General features: G+C 69.9%; 20 protein-coding genes. 5 read left to right on the top strand and 15 right to left on the bottom strand.

Features of this window, described 5'->3' with window-relative positions; translation table 11 throughout:
- Window positions 1–16 precede the first annotated feature (16 nt).
- Entirely contained in the window at window positions 17–2,752 is a 2,736-nt protein-coding gene (locus G5T42_RS09505; protein ID WP_165128002.1) for an Ig-like domain repeat protein, read from the top strand.
- Between the two features lie 91 nt (window positions 2,753–2,843).
- Here G5T42_RS09505 and G5T42_RS09500 read toward each other — a convergent pair whose 3' ends face one another.
- The 4 genes from G5T42_RS09500 to G5T42_RS09485 all read right to left on the bottom strand — a co-directional run bounded on the left by G5T42_RS09500 (window position 2,844) and on the right by G5T42_RS09485 (window position 5,333).
- Window positions 2,844–3,113, bottom strand: a complete 270-nt coding sequence (locus tag G5T42_RS09500; protein WP_165128000.1) for a hypothetical protein — start codon at window positions 3,111–3,113, stop codon at window positions 2,844–2,846.
- A 270-nt stretch (window positions 3,114–3,383) separates the two neighbouring features.
- Window positions 3,384–3,995 (bottom strand): GNAT family N-acetyltransferase, encoded by a 612-nt coding sequence (locus G5T42_RS09495; protein ID WP_165127998.1) that lies wholly within the window; start codon window positions 3,993–3,995, stop codon window positions 3,384–3,386.
- Between the two features lie 136 nt (window positions 3,996–4,131).
- Entirely contained in the window at window positions 4,132–4,527 is a 396-nt protein-coding gene (locus tag G5T42_RS09490) for a ChaB family protein (RefSeq protein ID WP_165127996.1), read from the bottom strand.
- A gap of 50 nt (window positions 4,528–4,577) precedes the next feature.
- A complete protein-coding gene (locus G5T42_RS09485) occupies window positions 4,578–5,333 on the bottom strand; it encodes a class I SAM-dependent methyltransferase (protein WP_165127994.1) in 756 nt (251 codons plus the stop codon).
- 166 nt (window positions 5,334–5,499) lie between these two features.
- Here G5T42_RS09485 and dinB point away from each other — a divergent pair, with 166 nt between their 5' ends.
- Entirely contained in the window at window positions 5,500–6,696 is a 1,197-nt protein-coding gene (gene dinB, locus G5T42_RS09480) for a DNA polymerase IV (RefSeq protein WP_165130175.1), read from the top strand.
- A gap of 15 nt (window positions 6,697–6,711) precedes the next feature.
- Here dinB and G5T42_RS09475 read toward each other — a convergent pair whose 3' ends face one another.
- The 6 genes from G5T42_RS09475 to G5T42_RS09450 form a co-directional block, all read right to left on the bottom strand.
- Complete coding sequence (locus G5T42_RS09475; RefSeq protein ID WP_206535610.1) at window positions 6,712–8,172, bottom strand: family 1 glycosylhydrolase; 1,461 nt, start codon at window positions 8,170–8,172, stop codon at window positions 6,712–6,714.
- A gap of 5 nt (window positions 8,173–8,177) precedes the next feature.
- A complete protein-coding gene (gene yicI, locus G5T42_RS09470) occupies window positions 8,178–10,415 on the bottom strand; it encodes an alpha-xylosidase (RefSeq protein ID WP_165127990.1) in 2,238 nt (745 codons plus the stop codon).
- Window positions 10,415–11,296 carry a carbohydrate ABC transporter permease gene (locus tag G5T42_RS09465; protein ID WP_165127988.1) on the bottom strand — a complete coding sequence of 294 codons (882 nt, stop codon included), beginning with the start codon at window positions 11,294–11,296 and terminating at the stop codon, window positions 10,415–10,417. Before G5T42_RS09465 ends, yicI begins: the two co-directional genes overlap by 1 nt.
- Window positions 11,296–12,315, bottom strand: coding sequence for a sugar ABC transporter permease (locus G5T42_RS09460; protein WP_165127986.1), 1,020 nt, complete (start codon window positions 12,313–12,315; stop codon window positions 11,296–11,298). The genes G5T42_RS09465 and G5T42_RS09460 overlap by 1 nt, the downstream gene beginning before the upstream one ends.
- A gap of 58 nt (window positions 12,316–12,373) precedes the next feature.
- Window positions 12,374–13,678: an extracellular solute-binding protein gene (locus G5T42_RS09455; RefSeq protein ID WP_165127984.1), complete on the bottom strand. Its 1,305-nt coding sequence runs from the start codon at window positions 13,676–13,678 to the stop codon at window positions 12,374–12,376.
- A gap of 123 nt (window positions 13,679–13,801) precedes the next feature.
- On the bottom strand, window positions 13,802–14,827 hold the full coding sequence (locus tag G5T42_RS09450) for a LacI family DNA-binding transcriptional regulator (RefSeq protein WP_165127982.1): 1,026 nt from the start codon (window positions 14,825–14,827) through the stop codon (window positions 13,802–13,804).
- Between the two features lie 185 nt (window positions 14,828–15,012).
- Between G5T42_RS09450 and G5T42_RS09445 the strand changes: the two genes are divergently transcribed.
- Entirely contained in the window at window positions 15,013–15,756 is a 744-nt protein-coding gene (locus tag G5T42_RS09445) for an alpha/beta hydrolase (protein ID WP_165127980.1), read from the top strand.
- A gap of 19 nt (window positions 15,757–15,775) precedes the next feature.
- Here the strand turns inward: G5T42_RS09445 and G5T42_RS09440 are convergent, their stop codons facing one another.
- Window positions 15,776–16,204 carry a cupin domain-containing protein gene (locus G5T42_RS09440; RefSeq protein WP_165127978.1) on the bottom strand — a complete coding sequence of 143 codons (429 nt, stop codon included), beginning with the start codon at window positions 16,202–16,204 and terminating at the stop codon, window positions 15,776–15,778.
- Between the two features lie 118 nt (window positions 16,205–16,322).
- Here G5T42_RS09440 and G5T42_RS09435 point away from each other — a divergent pair, with 118 nt between their 5' ends.
- Entirely contained in the window at window positions 16,323–16,532 is a 210-nt protein-coding gene (locus tag G5T42_RS09435; RefSeq protein ID WP_165127976.1) for a hypothetical protein, read from the top strand.
- Between the two features lie 67 nt (window positions 16,533–16,599).
- On the opposite strand, the gene G5T42_RS09430 is transcribed toward G5T42_RS09435, so the two are convergent.
- The 4 genes from G5T42_RS09430 to G5T42_RS09415 form a co-directional block, all read right to left on the bottom strand.
- Window positions 16,600–17,271 carry a hypothetical protein gene (locus G5T42_RS09430; RefSeq protein ID WP_165127974.1) on the bottom strand — a complete coding sequence of 224 codons (672 nt, stop codon included), beginning with the start codon at window positions 17,269–17,271 and terminating at the stop codon, window positions 16,600–16,602.
- A 1-nt stretch (window position 17,272) separates the two neighbouring features.
- The gene (locus G5T42_RS09425; RefSeq protein ID WP_165127972.1) at window positions 17,273–17,443 is read right to left on the bottom strand and encodes a hypothetical protein; all 171 of its coding nucleotides are present in this window, start codon (window positions 17,441–17,443) and stop codon (window positions 17,273–17,275) included.
- Between the two features lie 209 nt (window positions 17,444–17,652).
- Window positions 17,653–18,096, bottom strand: coding sequence for a DUF1622 domain-containing protein (locus G5T42_RS09420; protein WP_165127970.1), 444 nt, complete (start codon window positions 18,094–18,096; stop codon window positions 17,653–17,655).
- A gap of 32 nt (window positions 18,097–18,128) precedes the next feature.
- On the bottom strand, window positions 18,129–18,428 hold the full coding sequence (locus tag G5T42_RS09415) for a GNAT family N-acetyltransferase (RefSeq protein ID WP_241245764.1): 300 nt from the start codon (window positions 18,426–18,428) through the stop codon (window positions 18,129–18,131).
- Between the two features lie 474 nt (window positions 18,429–18,902).
- On the opposite strand from G5T42_RS09415, the gene G5T42_RS09410 reads away from it, so the two are divergent.
- On the top strand, window positions 18,903–19,637 hold the full coding sequence (locus G5T42_RS09410; protein ID WP_165130174.1) for a winged helix-turn-helix domain-containing protein: 735 nt from the start codon (window positions 18,903–18,905) through the stop codon (window positions 19,635–19,637).
- Window positions 19,638–19,645 lie beyond the last annotated feature (8 nt).

Here is a 19,645-nt window from a genome sequence, read left to right as displayed (position 1 = left end):
ACGACGCCGAGCCGCCATGCCCTTCCGATCTCGGCGGCGGGGGCTCGCAGCATCCGTCGCCGCGGTCCTGGCCATCGTGGCAAGCGTCGTCGTCGCACCCTCTCTGGCCCGCGCGGACGGCCCGACGACGTTCTCGAATCCCGCGCCGATCGCCATCCCCGCCGCCGGGGCGCCGGATCAGACTGGGCCGGCCAGTCCCTATCCGTCCACCATCGCCGTCTCAGGCATGGCGGGACTGGTGACCAAGGTGCAGGTCGTCTTCACCGGCCTCACGCACAGCACACTCAACGACGTCGACGCCATGGTGGTCGCGCCCTCGGGGCAGAACCTCGTCGTGCTCTCGGACGTCGGCGACCCCAACACCCTGGCCTTCACGAACAACGCGACGCTCACCTTCGACGATGCCGCGGCAAGCGGCGTGCCCACGGGCAACGTCCCGAGCGGAACCTACCGTCCCACCAACACCGCCGGGGTGGAGGCTTTCCCCGCACCGGCACCCGGGCCGTCGGCGCAGACGACTCTCGCCGGCGCCTTCACCGGCATCAACCCGAACGGGAACTGGCAGCTGTTCATCGTCGACGACACCTCGGGGGACATCGGCTCGATGGCCGGTGGGTGGAGCCTCGTCATCACGACCGAACAGGCAGCCGTTGCAACGACGACCGTGGTGACCACGTCTGGCTCGCCCTCGGCGACCGGAGCGCCGGTGACCTTCACCGCGACCGTCACCGCGGCGGGCGGCCCCGTCACCGGGACCGTCGCGTTCACCGCTGACGGCGCACCGTTGGGTACCGTCGCCCTGAACGCCGCCGGGATCGCGCAGGTGACCACGTCGACGCTCACGGAGGGCACCCACGCGATCGTCGGCACGTACTCGGGCAGCACCGGCTTCCTCGCGAGCAACGGCTCGGTGTCGCAGCGGGTGGACAACCCCACCACCGTCACCGGCACCACGTACTGCAATCCGGGATCGCTGACCGTCCCGGCGAACGGTCCCGCTGCCCCGTACCCGTCGAACATCACCGTGACGGGGCTGACCGCTCCCGTGACGAAGGTCACCGCGACCCTCAACGGGGTCTCGCATGCCGTGCCGGTCGATCTCGACGTGCTGCTGTCGGGGCCGGTGCCGACGACGAACGTCATGCTGATGAGCGACGTCGGCGGGACCTCGCCCGTGAGCGGCGCGACGATCGTCTTCGACGACGCCGCCGCCGGTCCGGTGCCGACACCGCTCGCCTCGGGCACCTTCCGGCCGACGGACGACGACGCGGATGCAGCGGATGCCGCGTTCCCGGCCCCCGCGCCGGTCGTGAGCCCGGCGACGACCCTCGCGACCTTCAACGGCACCAGCGCAAACGGTGTGTGGAGCCTGTGGGTCGTCGACGACGCCTCGGGCGACGCCGGATCGATCAGCGGCGGCTGGTGCCTCACCTTCACGACAGCGAGCCCGACAGCGACGACCCTCACCTCGAGCGTCAACCCCTCGACCTTCGGACAGTCCGTCACGTTCACGGCGACCGTCACGGCGGACGGCCAGCCGGTCTCGACGGGCACCGTCGCATTCGCGGACGGCGTCAGCCCCCTCGCCGCCGCAGTGCCCCTGAGCGCGTCGGGAACGGCGACCTTCACCACCAGCACTCTCGCGGTCGGGTCGCACACCGTCACCTCGACCTACTCCGGCGATGCGGGCTTGAGCGCGAGCGACGCGACCGTGACCCAGGTGGTGGACCTCGCGCCGACCACGACGACGATCACGTCCAGCGTCAACCCCTCGGTCGTGGGTCAGGCTGTCACCTTGACGGCGACCGTGACGGCCGGCGGTTCGCCCGTTCCGACTGGAACCGTGGCCTTCTTCGACGGCGTCATCGCTCTCGGCGCCCCGGTAGCCCTCGCGCCGGACGGAACGGCGACCTTCACCACGAGCGCCTTCGCTGAGGGGACGCATCCCATCAGCGCCGTCTACTCCGGCAGCCCCGCCTACGCCACGAGCACCGGCAACCTCATCCAGGCCGTTCTGCCACCCGTCGTCGCGGACGCGGGCGGCCCCTACTCGGTCGCTGAGGGAGCCGCGCTCACCCTGGACGGGTCCGGGTCGAGCCCCGGCGCGACGTATGCGTGGGATCTGAATGCCGACGGCGACTTCACCGACGCCACCGGCCCGACACCGACTCTGAACTGGGCCGAGCTCGAGGCTCTCGGCATCGACGACGGCCCGTCGACGCACACCATCACACTGCGGGTGACTCTGGGGCAGCAGGAAGCGACCGACTCGACGTCGCTCGACGTGGTCAACACGGCACCGGACACCGTCGTCACGGGCGGGCTGACCGCGACGGTCGGGGTTCCCTTCACCATCAAGGTGGGGGCGGACGATCCGTCCTCGGCCGACATGGCGGCGAGCTTCACCTACACGGTGGACTGGGGCGACGGCTCTCCGGTGGTGAGCGTGGTCGGACCGGCCGACCCGCCGATCACCCACACCTACGCCGCCGCCGGCACGTACACCGCGTCGCTGACCTCGACCGACAAGGACGGCGGGACCGGAGCCCCGCTCGAGATCCAGGTCGTGGTGACGGCCGCGCCGGTGGTTCCGCCCGCCGAAGAGGCACCTCCGGTCGCTGCGCCGGCTGCAGGAGGCCTGCCGGTGACCGGGGCAGATCCGACGGGGCCGGCACTCGGGGCGGCATTGCTCCTGCTCGCGGGAGCCTCGCTCCTCGTCATCGGACGCTACCGCCGGACTCGCCGCAGCTGACGGGAGACCCACCACCGCCGCGCCGCCTCGATCAGGCGAGAACAAGCCGGCGCCGGTGCCGGTCGGCCAGCGACCGGCGACCAGCCGCGTGTCAGAGGTCGGACCACTCCAGCACGTCGCCGCAGGTCGTCGAGCTCACGTCGTCGGGGGCCTCGTCGGGGATGAGCGTGCGTTCGATGAACACCGGAACGCCCGGGCTGATCAGCACCGCCACGGTGGACTGCGTTCGAGGCGTCGGCAGGACGACCACCCCGCCGCCCGCGTGGACGGCGTCCGTCAACTCGATGAGCAGAGCGCTCTCGTCGGTGTCCATCGGCAGGCGATGGACATGCTCTCCGATGATCAGGTCTACTGCGTGCACGTCGTGCTCCCTCCGCCGTGAACCGCGGACCGAGAGCGCGTCGCCGCCTCCAGACGGCGGCCGGATATCGACCGGATGCTCGCGGGCGCGACGGACGCCGTACTGCGATGCAGGGTGCGCGTCATCGTTCCTCCTCGATTCAGGATCCTTCGAAGGTACGCGCGAGTGGGTTACGGCCAGGCCACAGGACAACCTCGCGCGTCCCACAATCTGCTCCGTGCGCGCAGCCGACGACGCCCGGCTGCGGACGCGCAGACCTGGCGAACCGCGTCAGGCGGCGGCGGGAGCGACCATCTTCCGCATCACCGTCTTGCTCTTGCCGATGTGACGCTCGAACCTGAATCCGGCCTTCTCGAACATCGCCCGGGTGCCGTTGTGCAGGAACGACGACGACGTCTTCTTGCCCGATACGAGCTCATTCGGGAAAGACACGACCTCGCCCCCACCGGCTCGGGCGATGAGGTCGAGGGCGCCGTCGAGCGCCTCCCGGGCGACCCCGGAGCGCCGGTGATCCCGGTCGACGAAGAAGCATGTGATGCGCCACGGCGCCGGGTGGTCCTCCCCCGCCTCGTACTCCTTGCGGTGATAGATGCCCGGCAGCTCGAGCGGACTCCCGTACTCGCACCAGGCAATCGCGTCGTCGCCCTCGAACACGAGCGCGGCGTGCGCCACCCCCTCCTCCACGAGTCGCCGCTTGAACGTCGCCCTGTCGTACTCGCTCTTGACGGTCTGCTCGGTGTCGCCGTGGAAGTAGGAGCAGTAGCATCCGCCCCAGACGCCGTTGTGCTTCTCGGCGAGCGCCAGCCAGGCCGGGAAGGTCTCGGGTGTGAGCGGCTTGATCACGTGCCCGGAAGGTCCCGTGGGGAGGTCGTCATCGGCCATGGCAGGCTCCTCGCATCGGTGGCTGCAAGTCTGCCCATCGGCCCAGGACGCAGACAAGGCCGATCGCGCCGTCCTCTCGCGGGTGGAACCGCCTTCGCGTCGGTGCCACATCGGCTCGAGGCCTCACCCGGTGCGATCACCGCTCCGCTTCGAGACTCCGCCGGCTCTCCCGGTCGTTCGCCTTCTGGATCGCCTCGACGAGCTCGTCCTTCGTCATCCTGGTGCGCCCGCGCACGTCGAGGCGCTTCGCGACGTCGAGCAGGTGCTTCTTCGTGGCATTCGCGTTGACGCCACCTGCCGTCTCGCCGTCCCGGCTCAGGGCGCCCTCGTCCGAGGGGCCCTTCTCCTCTTTGAGCTCCCAGTGGTCCCCGACCTTCTCGTACTGGTGCTTGAGCGCCGAGAACGCGGTCCGGTGTGCTCGCTCCCCTTCGCCGTATGTCTCCACGGCCGAGTCGTGCGTCGCGAGCCAGATGTCCTGAGCGTGCTTCGGCGACCGCTTGATCGTCGCCGGGAGTTCTTCGCGGGCCGGCATGGGCGCTCCTCTCGAACGGCTCTTCGGTCACGAGGCTACGCCGCGGCGGGTCACGCCGGAGGGGGTTGCCGTCGCGGAACGAGCTCGATCAGCCACGACGAATAGTGTTCGATCACCTGGCCGCCGAGCTCCCGCACGGCGTCCGCGGCTTCGCGGGCCTCGTCGGCAGACCAGTTGCTGAAGGTGCGGAACAGCCGGTCGATCTCGTGGGAGTCGAGGGCGATGCTCCATCGCCACTGGCAGATCTCGTGCACCGCGAACAATCCTGACCGGCTCAGCCTCTCGGCGGTGGCCGCCGCATCCTCCGGATCACCGCCCGAGACCGTCTCGCCTCGCCTTTCGACGATCTGACTGACCCGTCTCCGGAAGGGGGTCACGGGTGCCTCGGCGTCCCCGAAGACATTCCGCCACACGAGGAACCGCCCATCGGCCGTGAGCGCTCGGTGGACCGCGGGCAGCACGACATCGAGGTCCATCCAGTGGATCGACGTCGCCGCCACCGCGAGATCGAACGACGCGTCGGCCGGCGTGAGATCCTCCGCCCGCGCCACGACGACCTCCGCTCCGGGATGCCGCGCCCGCAGCAGCGCCGCCAGCCTGTGCCCGGGCTCGACGGCTGTGACGTCCGGTCCCATCGCCAGAAGCGGTCCGGTCGCCTGACCCGTGCCGGCTCCGAGATCCAGCGCCCGGCGACCGGGGCCCACCAGCCCGGTGTCGCGCACCCGCGCCCACAGCTCGGGAGGATACGGCGGCCGGGCGGCGGAGTAGTCGTCCGCAATCGCGTCGAAGTGCATCGGATCCCGCACGCCCCGAGCCTACGAGTCGCCCTGGCAGGGGGCGACCGCGGGCCACCTATACAGCGGGCGGATGCCTCGACCCCGGCCCCCGGCATCCGTCCCCCCTGATCGGCTCCCGGCGGTGTCGGCGGTGCGTGCGACGATCCGCAGGACGGATGGTCGGCGGGAGGCTGGGATGCGGGGCGAGGCCACCGTGCTGCACGCGGATCTCGACGCGTTCTACGCATCGGTGGAGCAGCGCGACGCACCGGAACTCCGCGGCCGGCCCGTCATCGTCGGCGGCGGCGTGGTGCTCGCCGCGAGCTACGAAGCGAAGGCGCGCGGTGTGCGCACCGCGATGGGTGGCCGGCAGGCCCGGGATCTCTGCCCGGATGCCGTGGTCGTGCCGCCGCGGATGGATGCCTACTCCGCCGCCAGCAAGGACGTGTTCGCGATCTTCCGAGACACCACACCGCTCGTCGAAGGCCTCTCGATCGACGAGGCGTTCCTCGAGGTGGGGGGCCTGCGGAGGATCGCCGGCACACCCGAGCAGATCGCCGTGCGGCTGCGGGAGCGGGTGCGCGCAGAGGTCGGCCTCGCGATCTCGGTGGGGGTCGCGCGCACCAAGTTCCTCGCGAAGGTCGCGAGCGCCGTCAGCAAGCCCGACGGGCTGCTCGTCGTCGAGCCCGAGCAGGAACAGGCGTTCCTCCTCCCCCTTCCCGTCGAGCGGCTGTGGGGCGTCGGCGCCGTCACCGCCGCGAAGCTGCACGGCCTCGGCATCCACACCGTCGGAGAGCTGGCCGAGCTGGAAGCGGCCACCGCCGAGAGGCTGCTGGGCAAGGCGACGGGGGCGCACCTGCACGCGCTGGCGCGCCTCCGAGACCCGCGGCCCGTCGACAGCACGCGGCGACGGGGGTCGATCGGGTCACAGCGGGCGCTCGGCAGTCGTCCCCGCTCGGCCGACGAGCTCGACCTCATCCTCACGCAGATCGTCGATCGCCTCGCGCGGCGCCTGCGCGACCGCGATCGCGTGTGCCGGACCGTCGTGCTGCGCCTGCGCTTCGGCGACTTCGCGAAGGTCACGCGCTCGCGCACCCTCCGTTCCCCGACCGAGCGCACCTCGGTCGTGCTCGCCGTCGCTCGGGGACTGCTCGCCGCCGCCCTCCCCGAGATCGAGGAGCGCGGCATCACCCTCATCGGCATCTCGCTGACGCAGCTCGGCAGCGCGGAGGGCGTGCAGCCGGAGCTGCCGCTCGACTGGGAGGACAGTGCACGGCTCGACACGGTCCTCGACGCGGTGCGGGACCGTTTCGGCGCCGCCTCCGTCGCTCGTGCCACGCAGCTGGGTCGCGACCCGGGCTGGTCGACGCCGCTTCTGCCCGAGCACGAATGACTTCGGCCCGACCGGTCAGTCCGGGATCGCCCGCTCCCGCACGAGCTCGGCGTACCACCTGCCCGAGTTCTTCACGGTGCGCTCGAGCGTGTCGAAGTCCACCCGCACGATCCCGAACCGCTTCGCGTACCCGTAGCCCCACTCGAAGTTGTCGAGCAGCGACCAGACGAAATAGCCCCGCAGATCGACGCCTCGGGCCATGGCCCGGTGTGCCGCGGTGAAGTGCCGGCGCAGATAGTCGAGGCGCTCCGGGTCCGGTACCGACCCGTCCTCCGCCACGACGTCGTCGAACGCCGCCCCGTTCTCGGTGATCATGAGCGGCTGCTCGGGGAACTGCTCCGACAGCGACACGAGCAGCTCCTCGAGGCCTTCCGGCGCGATGTTCCAGCCCATCGCCGTGTAGGGACCGGGCTGCTCGACGAACTCGACGACCCGATCGCTGCCAGGCCATGCGGTGCCGCCCGCGGCGCCCTTGTGGCCGTCGTTCATCTGCTTCGGCGAGACGCCGTCCCACAGTCTCACCGTGGCGGTCGAGTAGTAGTTGACGCCGAGCACGTCGATCGGCTGATGGATCGCCGCGAGGTCGCCGTCCTGCACGAACGACCAGTCGGTGACGGATGCCGTGTCCTCGAGCAGATCGGCCGGGTACTCGCCCTTCAGCATCGGCCCGGTGAAGGCGCGGTTCGCCAGCGCGTCGATGCGACGCACGGCGTCGGCCGCGCCATCCCCCGCTCCGCGAAGCACGTGGAAGTTGAGGGTCACGGAGTACTCGGGCGAGCCGGCCGAGGTCGCGCGAAGCGCGGAGACGGCCCGGCCATGAGCCAGGTTGAGGTGGTGCACCGCCGCGAGCGCGGCCGCCGGCTCGTGTCGCCCGGGTGCGTGCCCGCCCTGTCCGTAGCCGAGATACGCCGAGCACCAGGGCTCGTTGAGCGTCGTCCACGTGTGCACGCGGTCGCCGAGGGCTGCGCCCATGATCGACGCGTACTCCTCGAAGGCGTCGACCGTCGCGCGGACGGGCCAGCCCCCGGCATCCTCCAGCGCCTGCGGTAGATCCCAGTGGTAGAGCGTCGCGACGGGCTTGATGCCCCGCTCGAGCAGGCCGTCGACGAGGCGCGAGTAGAAGTCGATCCCCTTCTGGTTGACGACAGCGGTCGGTGAGCCCGCCGCGCCGTCGAACGACTGGATCCGCGGCCACGCGATCGAGAACCGGTACGCGTCGAGGCCGAGGTCCTTCATCAGATCGAGGTCGGCGTCGACCCGGTGGTAGTGGTCGCACGCGACGTCGCCCGTGTCGCCGTTCCAGACCTTGCCGGGCGTCTTGGAGAAGGTGTCCCAGGTGGACGGGCCGCGGCCGTCCTCGTCGAACGCGCCCTCCACCTGGTACGACGCCGTCGCCGAGCCGAAGGTGAAGCCGGGCGGGAAGACGAGACCCGAGTCGCGGTAGTCGGGATTCCCCTGAGTGGTGGGTTCAGTCACGAATGTCACTTCGTCACCTCCGACAGGTCGACCGTGAACGTCTGGGCGCGTCCGTCGGGGTTCGTGACGGTGACGGATGCCTCGCCCTCCCCGCCCGGGAAGACCCGCAGCTGCAGGCCGTCGAGGTAGTCGTAGTCGGGGCGGTCCGTCCGCGCGCCCCACGGGATGACCGCTCCGCCCCGCACGTAGAGCGGGAGCGACGTGAACCCGTGGTCCTCCTTGCGCCAGCCGCCGCCGCGCACGACCTCGCCGGTGAGCAGGTCGGTCCAGGTGCCGCGGGGAAGGTAGAACTCGACCTCGCCCGACTCCGAGAAGACGGGTGCGACGAGGATCGATGATCCCAGCATGTACTGCCGGTCGAGGTGACCGACGGCCGGGTCGTCGCAGAACTCGAGCTGCATCGGCCGGAGGACCGGCACTCCGGTGGACGCGGCATCCACCCCCGCCTGGAACAGGTACGGCATGAGACGCATCTTGAGATGCGTGAAGACCCGCGTGACCTCGACCGCCTCGTCGTCGAACGCCCACGGCACCCGGTACGAGTTCGAGCCGTGGAACCGCGAATGCGAGCCGAGCAGACCGAAGGCGGTCCAGCGCTTGTAGACCGCGGCATCCGGAGTCCCCTCGAACCCGCCGATGTCATGGCTCCAGTGCGCGAAGCCGCTCATCGCGAGCGACAGGCCGCCCCGGAGCGTCTCGGCCATCGAGGCGAAGGTCGACGTCGAGTCGCCGCCCCAGTGCACGGCCATCGACTGGCCGCCGGCCGTCGCCGACCGGGCGAAGACGACGGCGTCGCCCTCGCCCCGCTCCTCGACGAGGACGTCGTGCACGGCCTTGTTGTAGAGCTGCGTGTAGAGGTTGTGCATGCGCGACGGATCGGAGCCGTCGAAGTACTCGACCTCGAGCGGGATGCGCTCGCCGAAGTCGGTCTTGAAGCAGTCGACGCCCTGGTGGAGCAGGCGCCGCAGATGCGCCTGGAACCACGCGGTCGCATCCGGATTCGTGAAGTCGACCAACCCCATGCCCGCCTGCCACAGGTCCCACTGCCACACCGAGCCGTCGGGACGCTTGACGAGGAAGCCCTGCGCCGCGGCCTCCGCGAACAGCGGCGAGCGCTGACCGATGTAGGGGTTGATCCACACGCACACCCGGAGGTCCTTGTCGCGCAGGCGCGCGAGCATGCCGTCCGGGTCGGGGAAGGTGCGCGGGTCCCACTCGAAGTCGCACCAGTTGAACTCGCGCATCCAGAAGCAGTCGAAGTGGAAGACCGAGACCGGCAGTTCCCGCGCGGCCATCTGGTCGATGAACGACGTCACCGTCGCCTCGTCGTAGTCGGTCGTGAACGACGTCGACAGCCACAGACCGTACGACCACGCGGGCACGACCGGCGGCCGTCCGGTGAGCGCCGTGTACCGGCTCAGCACGTCCTTCGGCGTCGGACCGGCGATGACGAAGTACTCGAGCTCCTCCCCCGCGACCGAGAACTGCACGCGCTCGACGGCCTCCGACCCGATCTCGTACGAGACATGCCCGGGGTCGTTGACGAAGACGCCGTAGCCGCGGTTGGAGAGGTAGAAGGGCACGTTCTTGTAGGACTGCTCGCTCGACGTGCCGCCGTCGGCGTTCCAGATGTCGACGGTCTGGCCGTTCTTGACGACGGGTCCGAAGCGCTCGCCGAGGCCGTAGATGAGCTCTCCGACGCCGAGGTCGAGCTGCTCATGGACATACGTGTGCGAGGTCGGCGCTCCGAGGCCGCTGCGCGCGTTGCCCGCGACGCCGTGCGACACATCGGCGCCGTCGGCGAGCTGGATGTAGCCCTGCGCCTTGTGGCCAGACCCGGTGACGCGCTTCCCGTCCACCTCGAACGACAGCGACCAGGGCGCGTCGGGTGCGACCCGTGCCGTGAGCGGCCCGGTGCTCAGCACTCCCCCGTTGTCGTCGGTGGATGCCTCGCCCGCGCCGCCCTCGACGGCACCCGGAAGATCGAAGCCACCGTGCCAGCCGCGGCCGGTGTGGTGCGAGATGCGGACCCGCACGACACCCTCGAGGGGCGACGAAAGGGTCACGGTCAGCACGGGCCGGTTGAGCGTGTCGCCGCGGCGGCTGATCACCGTGGTGGGGGCGGTGATGACGAGGCCGTCGCCGTCCGGCGAGGCCGACGATTTCCAGATGTCGTACGCCTCCTGGGCGTACAGAGCCGTGACGCCCGGGCGCAGCTGCCAGAACCCGTCGGTGAACTTCATTACTTGACCGCTCCTGCCGTGATGCCGCGTGTGAGAGTGCGCTGGAAGATGAGGAAGAAGATGAGCGTGGGGATGATCCCGAGGAGCGCCGACCCGGCCGTCGTGGTGACGTCCATGAGCCGATCGCCCTGCAGCACGCTGATCGCCACCGGAACCGTCTGGTTCGAGTTCGACGCGAGGAACGTCAGCGGGATGAGGAACTCGTTCCACGTCCAGATGAAGAAGAAGATCAGCAGCACCGCGAGCGTGGGCCGGCTGATGGGGAACACCACCCGCCACAGGATCTTCCACCGACCCGCTCCGTCGAGGGACGCCGCCTCGAGTATCTCCTTCGGGAACGTGCCGAAGACCGAGGACAGGAGGTAGGTGCCGAAGGCCGCCTGAACGACGGTGAAGACGATGATGACCGACCACACGTTGTCGTACAGGTGAACCGACTTGAACATGTAGTACAGCGGGTAGAGCAGCGCCTCCTGCGGCAGCAGGTTCGCGAGGAGGAAGAGCAGCACGATCCACGTGCGGCCGCGCACCCGGCCGATGCCGATCGCGAAGGCGTTGAGCACCGAGATCAGGACTGCGAGCACCGACACGACGGCCGAGATGAAGATCGAGTTCCACACCTTCTCGGGGAAGTTGACGCGGTTCCAGAACTTCTCGATGCCGGACAGGTCGATCGCCTGCGGAAGGGCGAAAGGCCCCGAGGTGGCGTACTCGATCGGCGATTTGAAGGCGTTCACGAGGATCAGGTAGAAGGGCACGACGATGACGATGGCGCCGAGGATGACGGCGACGAGCAGCACCCAGTCGAGCGGCCGCTTCTTGGTCATGCCGCCCCGGGGGCGGCGGGGCTTGCCCGTGACGATTGCGGTGGTGGCGGCCATCAGAGCCCGGCCCTTTCCTTGCGCTCCAGCGAGCTCTGCGCGCGGATGAAGATGATCGAGACGATGACGACGAGGATCGTGAGGACCGTCGCGATCGTGGCGCCGTATCCGATGTTCCGCTTCGTGAAGAACTCGGTGTAGGCGTAGTACGCCGGGACGAGGGTCGCGCCGGCCGGTCCGCCCTGGGTGATGACGTACACGGGCCCGAAGACCTTGAGCGCCGCGATCGTGCAGGTGAGGGTCACGACGAAGACCTCGGGGCGGATGATGCTCAGCGTGATGGCCGAGAACCGCTGGAACCAGTTCGCGCCGTCGAGCTCCGCGGCTTCGTAGAGCTCGGGGTCGACGCGCTGCAGGGCGGCCATGAAGACGACGATCGGGTAGCCGATCTGCACCCACACGAGCACGGCCATGAGGACGAGGAGCGCCGACGGCATCTGGCCGAGCCAGTCGACGGGTGGGATGCCGAGAACGCCCAGCAGCTGGTTCATCGCACCTGTCGCACCGGGCCGGAAGATCCAGCCGATCACGATCCCGGCGACGGCGATCGGGAGGATCTGCGGCAGGTAGTAGGTCGCGCGGAGGAAGCTGCCGACCTTGCCGCCGAACTTGCGTCCGACGACGTCGAAGAGGAGCGCTGCCACGACGAGGCCGATGATCGTGGGGAGCACGACCATCGCGACGACCATCCAGATGGAGTTGACGAACGAGGTCCAGAAGTCCTCATCGGTGAAGACCTTGGCCCAGTTGTCGAGCCCGATGAACTCGGGGCTGCGCACGCCGCGCCACTTCGTGAACGTCAGATACACGTTGAAGATGAGCGGGATGACGATGATCACGAGGAGCAGGACGAAGCCCGGCAGGAGGTAGAGCCAGTAGCCGGCCGTGCCTCCCTTGCGCTGCGGGATCGCGGGCTCCTCGGGAGGAAGCTTGGTGCGCGCCTTGCGGCTCCTGCCGTCGGCACGGGTGGCGCCGGTCTCGGCGCGGGCGGCGCTCTCGGCGCGGGTGAGGACTGACATGTTCGACTCCGTTGAGGGGGCGGGGGCGGCGAGGCGAGTCACCGCCCCCGCGTGTCGGTCAGCGGAAGTCCGCTGTTCCTTCGTCGTACTGGGCGCCGAGGTTGGCGTTCGTCGTCTCCGCGTCCTGCGTCCCGGTGACGAGGCCCTGCAACTCCTGCACGATCACGTCGTAGAAGCCGGGCGCGGGCCAGTCCGGGTAGAACGAGAGGCCGTCGTCGTCGAGGATGCCGTTGAACGTCGCGATGAGCTCCTGGCTCTTCGCGTCGGTGATGTCAGCGGGATCGGCGGCGACGGGCAGGCCTCCGTTGTTGCCGATGATCGCCTGGATCTCGGGGCGCATCGTGATGTCGATGAACTTGTAGGCGAGCTCCTTGTTGGCCGCATTCTCGGGTACGACCCACAGGTTGCCCGACGAGCCGAGCGACAGGTCGGCGCCCGGGAAGGCGGTCATCGTCCAGTCGAAGCCGGTGGCCTCCTCGACGAAGCGGCCGTACCACCACGAGCCCGAGACGAAGATCGGCGCGGTGCCGTTGATGAACGAGACCCCGGCGTCCTCGGCCTTGACGGACGAGACATCCTTCGCGATGTAGCCCTTGTCGACGTACTCCTTGAGCGTGTCGGTCGCGTAGGAGATCTCGGGGCCCTGCCAGTCCACAGGGTTCTTGTAGAGCTGGTAGTCGTCGACGAAGGACCGGTCGGCCTTCGACAGCGCCAGCTGGTACCAGAGCTGACCCAGCGGGTATTCGGCTCCGGCCTCGGCGAGGGGCGTGATGCCCTTCGCGACGAAGGCGTCGAGCACCTTCACGAACTCGTCGTACGTCGTGGGGATCTCCAGGCCTGCCGCGGCGAAGGCGTCCTTGTTGTAGTAGACGCCGACGAACTCGCCGTAGTTCGGCACGCCGTACCAGGTGTCGCCGCCCATGACTCCGTCTTCGGAGTACTTGGCGGTCGTCTGCAGCGACGGCGCCAGCTTGTCGGCCCAGCCGTACTCGTCAACGGCGTCCGAGATGTCCGAGATGAGACCTGTCGAGGCGAGGAAGCCCGCGGTCGCATTGCCCTTGTTGAACTCCATGAGGTCGGGAGCGGCATCCGTGTCGAGCACCTGGCTCGCGGTCTTCTGGATCTGCTCGAAGGACTTCTCCTCGAACTCGACCTTCGCGCCAGTCTCCTTCTCGAACGTCTTGATGGCCTCGTTCCAGGCCTTGCCCATGGCGCTGTCTTCGCTCTCGTAGTGCCAGAGCTTGAGCGTGTCGCCGTCCGAGCCCGAGTCCGAGCCCGAACCCGAGCACCCGGCGAGCGCGAGGGCGGCGACGGCGAGGGCCCCGGCGACCGCGAGGGTCCTTCTCTTGGTGATGCGTGCCATCTTCGGCACTCCTTTCTTGGTCCCCTGTCGGGGTGGGGGTGGTGGGCCGAGCGCATCGAAGCGCTTCGACAATGGTGATGCGGGTGCGGTATCGAGTTGTGTGCGGAGAGTCGGCGAGCGCGGTCAGCCCTGCCGGCGGGCCGGCGCGGCGACCGAACCCCGGTCGTAGTAGGTGGGCGGGATCAGGTGGAGTCCGGGTGTCGGCCGGTCGTGAGGACCGAGGCTGCGGACGGCGAGGTCGACGGCGAGATCGCACGACGGCTCGGGCATGAGCGGGATCACGTCGACGGGGAGCGGCAGGCCGGCAGTGTCGAAGGATGCCGCGACGGACACGAGCGACACGTCGCCGGGGACGGAGAGCTCACGGTTCTGCAGCTCGGCGAGCACGGCGGCGTGCACATCGTCGGCGCCGTGCACGAGGAGCGCTGTCGCGCCCCCGTCGAGAAGCTCCGAGACGGCGGAGCGCGTCACCTCTGCGCTCGTCTGCCGGTCGCCCGACACCCGGAAGTCGTGACGGATGCCTCGTTCCCCGGCCCGCCGCTCGAACGCCCGGCGGACCCGCGGCGGGAAGTTCGACTTCTCGTACGCGACCTGGGTCTGCCCGACGAGTCCTATGGCGCGGTGACCCGCGTCGGCGAGCCGGTCGACGGCCAGCACCGCGGCAGCGTCGAAATCGAGATCGACGCAGATGAGGCCCTCGTGGTCGTCGGGCACGCCGATGAAGACGCAGGGCGTGTCGATCGCCCGCGCGAGCGCCACCCGCTCATCGTCGGGCGCGACGTCGAGAACGAGGATCGCGTCGACGAGCCCGCTCGAGGCGACCCGTGCCATGCCGGCGGAGGCCTGCTCCTCTGTGAGCAGGAGGATGTCGTAGTCGTTGCGTCGCGCTGCGACAGCGGTCGCGAGCACGAACGACATGTGGGTCGGGGCGTGCGTGTCGCGGCGGAGCGGCTCGGTCAGCGCGAAGATCTGGGTGCGGCTCCCGGCGAGCATGCGCGCGCCGGCGTTCGGGCTGTATCCCAGCTCGCGCACGGCCTTCTCGATGCGGATCCGGGTGGCCGGCGAGACGGGGCGCTTGCCGCTCAGGGCGTACGACACGGTGCTGATCGAGACGCCGGCGGCCTCGGCCACCTCGTTGATCTTCGCCACGTCGACTCCGTCGTTTCCGTGCGGCTGCCATCGCCGCAACTCGGCTGCGACTCCCGATCGAGCCGGGAGTCGAAGCGCTTCGCGAAGCGCTTCGACAGCATGCTACGCACACCTTCCGCCGGGGCGCAAGAGTTTCGTGGTCAAACCCAACAAATGCGTCCTCATCGCTCGGGTAGCGTCGAGGGATGGTCTCCCCCGGACACGTCGCGCGCTTCACGTGGCGCGGCGCGACGATCGTCGCGGAGCGCACGGGGGACGGACCGCGCACCTTCGTGCTCGTGCACGGGATCGGCATGGGCCGGAGCGTCTTCTCTGACCTCACGCAGCGCCTGGGCCATCACGGCCGGGTGGTGGCGATCGACCTGCCGGGTTACGGCGAGGCGCCCGAGCCGCCGCGCACCCTCACGGTGGAGCGCAACGCCGACGTCGTCTCGGCGTATCTGCGCGAGCACGACCACCCCGACGTGACGATCATCGGGCACTCGATGGGCGCTCAGATCGCCGTCGAGGTGGGGGCGAGGCATCCGTCGTCCGTTCGTCGTCTCGTGCTCGCGGGCCCCACCGTCGATCCGCGGGCCCGGACGGCATCCGCCCAGCTCGGGAGGCTGCTGCGCGACATCGCGATCGAAAGCCCTGTCGTGTGGTCCCGGGGCGCCCGCGAGTACCTCCGGGCGGGACCGAACGTGCGCACGAAGATGCGCGCGATGCTCGTGCACCGCCCGGAAGAGGCGTTCCCCCGCGTCCACGCGCCCGTCCTCGTGCTGCGGGGCGACGACGACCGGGTGGCGCCGCTCGAATGGTGCCAGGAGGTCGTGAGGCTGCTCCCCGATGCGACCCTCGCCGAGATCCCGGAGCACGGCCACGAGACGATGATCCGGGATGCCGCGCCCGCCGCCGAGCTCATCGTCCGGTTCGCCGAGCGGACGTGAGTCGCGGCTCAGGAGCGGCTCACCAGGGTGAGGGCCGGTGCTCGTCGCGCTCGCTGTCGTCGGGGAACTCCGGAAGCGCGTAGCCGCCGGCGCGGATGCACAGCCAGCGGAGCTCCTCGGGGCTGTCGGGCAGGCAGCGCCACGTCCGCCAGACGCCCTGTCCGACGCGGACGACCGTGCCGGGACCGACGTCGACGACGTCGTCGTCGAGTCCCATCTGGCCGCGGCCCTGGAGGAAGACGTAGAGCTCCTCGATCTTCGCGTGGGCGTGCCAGTAGCCCGCCTGCTCACCCGGCTCGAAGGCGTTCGCCGTGAGCCCGATGTACTGCATCGCCAGCTCGTGGTCGACGACGCGCCGGCCGTCCCGCGAGGTCGTCGGTCGGAAGCCGCCGTAGTGCTCCCGCCACTCGTCGAGGCCGCCCATCTCCAGCACCTGGTAGTCGCTCACGGCGCCACTGTAACGCGCTCGGATGGCCGCAGATCGCGCGATTCCTGCCAGCTTCGGCCCGCCCGGCAATGTCGTAACCCGCGCGTAGGTTTCAGACATCGGAACCAACGGAGGAATCATGCTCTCGATCGTCCATGGCGCAGAAACGCAGTTCCGTCACGAGTCGGCATTCCGCGAGCGCGAGCGAGCCGTCCTCGCCGCGATCCGCGAGCGCAAGGCCTACCTCGCCGAGCACCGAGCGCCGGCGCGGGCTCCGCGTCAGGTGGCTCCGTGGCCCCGGCCGATCGGCGTGGCCTCGTGCTTCGAGGCGGCCTGCGCGGTCGCCTGATCGGTCCGTGGCCCCTTCCTGATCAGCGTCCAGCTGATCACGAAGCGACCGTGATGGATGCCGCGGGTTACGCGTCGCCCGTCGTGATCTGGCGCGCGAGCTCCTGGATCTCCCCGTCGGGCAGGTCGATGCCGGACTGCTCGAGCCGCTGCTTGAGCACGTCGTAGACGCGCTCGGGCTGCGTGGAAGCGATGTCGTCGCGGGTCTGCACCACGATCCCCGAGATCTTCTCGACGTCGTTGGCGTTGTTCTGCGACATGGCGGGGAGGTTCTGCTCCTGCTCGGTGCCGAGCGCGCCCTGCCTCTGAGCCTCGCCGACGGTCATGGTCTCGCGACCGCCGTCCTGACCCTGATGACCGCCCTCGGCCTGACCGCCGTAGGTAGGGCCGTCCTGGCCGCTCTGCGACTGACCACCGGGCGTGCCGCCGGCCGCCTGCGGATCGGTCGTGTCGTCGTCGATCACGCCGACCCCGACCGCCTGATGCGTGGGCTCGTCGCTCGGGGGCGGGAACGACCCGCTCCAGCCCTCTTCCGCGGCGCCGGCACCGGGCACGCCGGCCGCCTGCTCGGGGTTCTCCACTTCACGCTGCACGGGCACCTCGGCGTTCTCGCCTTCCATGCTGCGCTGGTCGCCGCGCACGGGCTCACCGCCCGCGGGGGTGCCTGCTGCGCCGTCGGCGTCGTTGCGATCGGGGTAGTTCACACCCGGCTGCTCGTTCTCGTTGCCCGTGGTCGACATGTCACTGCTCCTCTTCCGTGTCCGCGTCCGCCGCCAGATCGGGGTCCGCCCCCTGCGTCGGAACGTCCCCCTCGACCTGTCCCACGTCCGTTCCGCCGCCCGTCCCCGCGGCGTTCTTCGCCTGCGGGATGCCGGACACCCAGCCGTCCGTGATCGCAGCGTCGTGCTGCATGTCCGACTCCTCGGCGGTCTCGCCGTCGGCCGACTGAGCGCTCTCCCAGCCCCCCGGCCGGGTCGGCGTTGATCACACCTTCGGGAAGATCCCGCTTCTCTTCGCGCATCGCCCGCTCCTCTCGACGATCCCAGCCTCACCCGGGCCGGGCCGCCCCGCATGGGGTTGACGATCGCCGACCCGGGGGCTACGGCGGGGCCGGGGTCGGGTCAGGACGGCCGAGCGGACGGGTCGGGCGGAGCGGCGGCGCGGGCCGCGGCATCCCGATCCCGAGCGACAGCCTGCCCGAGCAGCTGGCCGCCGTTCGTCAGGAGGGCACGCCGCCACGGCGCGACGCCGTCGATCTCGATTTGGATCGAGATCGAGAGGATCGTCCGGATGATGACGATGATGCCGAGGATCAGGGCATCCTCGAGCGAGGGCTTGGAGGTGATCGTGCGGACGAGGTCGGCGGCGACGAGCACCTCGAGGCCCAGCAGGATCGCGGCGCCGAGGGTCGTGCGCAACGCCGTGTAGGCGGCGTGCGCACCTTCGCCGCGTGAGAGGGAGCGGATGCCGAGCACCACCGCCATGATGAAGCCGACGACCATGACAGCGGCGCCGACGACCTCGAAGCCGACGGCGATGGCGGTGAAGACCGACTCGATGTCCACGGCGTCAGCGTACGCGGCGCCCGGCCCGGATGCTACGCCGAGCGGCGGTGCTGAAGAATCGCCGAGCGCTCGGGGTGGGCGGCGAACCAGTCCGCGACGTACCAGCACACCGGGATGACCGAGCGGTCGCCCTTCGCCTCGAGCTCGGCGACGGCCCGATCGACGACCTCTCCGGCGTAGCCGTGCCCGCGGAAGGTGGGGACGGTGTAGGCGCGGGTCATGGCGACGCTGCGCCCGTCGTCGCGGTAGTCGAGGACGCTCACGAGGTCCGACCCCTGGGAGAGCGTGTACCGCGAGGCATCCGGCTCGTGTGCGAAGGTCAGCTGGGTCACCCCGAAAGGGTACGCCCGCTGCACGGAGCCGGCGCCGAATGAGCGCGGGTGTTCGGCGGACGCGAAGGCGGCAGGAGGGTCCTCTTTCGCCTGACTGAGCAAAGTGTCATATTTCGTCATCGTCGAGGCCCGCCATCCGTGCGATTTGACACATTCCGACGCACTCGGACATAATCGGCGCATGACTGACAACGCACGCTCTCTGTCCGCCTTGGAGGCGAACGGGACTGCCGGCATGATGATGGCCGGCCGCGTTGCCATGTGTTGTCGAATGTGCCGCTAAATCGGTGACACCAGCCGACTCTCGCGCCGCTTGATCTGAATCGCGCGCGAAGAGTCCCCGAGGCCCGAGAGAGCGCCATGAGCGCGACTCCGGATGCCTCGCACATCGCCCTTCTCATGGGCCCGGCCGTCTCGGCCGAATCGCAACGCACCCACCGGCTCCGCCGGACACCCCCAAGGACTTTCATCATCATGTCGAACACCGCCCTTCTCGAGCGCACCGCCCCCGTCCGCCACCTCCGCGCCGTGACCGCCCCCGTCCCCACCGTCTCGCCCGAGCCGGCTCCCGCCGCCGAGGCTCCCGCACAGCGGGCCCTGCCGCCCGGGACGGCGCCCCGAGGCTTCGCCCTCTACGTCGGTCTCGACGAGGCGAAGGCCGCCGCCGCCGGCGTCTCGCTCGGCACGATCGTCGAGGCGCTCCGCCGGACGATCTCGGAGCTGGCGCCCAACGCCGAGACCTACGCGACCGTGGCTCTCGCGCCGGTCGGCTCCGGGGGCCGCGACGTCGACGTCGTCCGCCTCGCGCTGCACGAGCCCTCGGCGATCGCACGCACGAAGCAGGATGAGACAGAGGAAGAGGACCGCGCCCCCGGCGGGGTCGTCGTCGACATCTCGCGCAAGCGCGTGCTCATCGAGGGCGAGTCGGCTGCGTTCACCTTCAAGGAGTTCGAGCTGCTGCAGTACCTCGTGCTGCGGGAGGGCCGCACGATCGAGCGCACCGAGCTCGTGTCGTCGCTGTGGCACGCGGGCGACGAAGAGGCTCCCGGGGAGCGCACGATCGACGTGCACGTGCGCCGCCTGCGCGCCAAGCTCGGTCGCTATGAAGACATCGTGCGCACCGTGCGCGGGGTCGGCTACCGCTTCGACCGGCACGCCGACGTCGTCATCCGGTACGGGCACGGCACGCCGTCTCCCGACCGCTTCTGACACTCGCA

This window comes from Microbacterium sp. 4R-513 (assembly GCF_011046485.1).
In the GTDB taxonomy this organism is placed as follows: domain Bacteria; phylum Actinomycetota; class Actinomycetes; order Actinomycetales; family Microbacteriaceae; genus Microbacterium.
The sequence above is the reverse complement of the archived record's forward strand: the minus strand, read 5'-3'. Positions and strand labels throughout refer to the sequence as shown.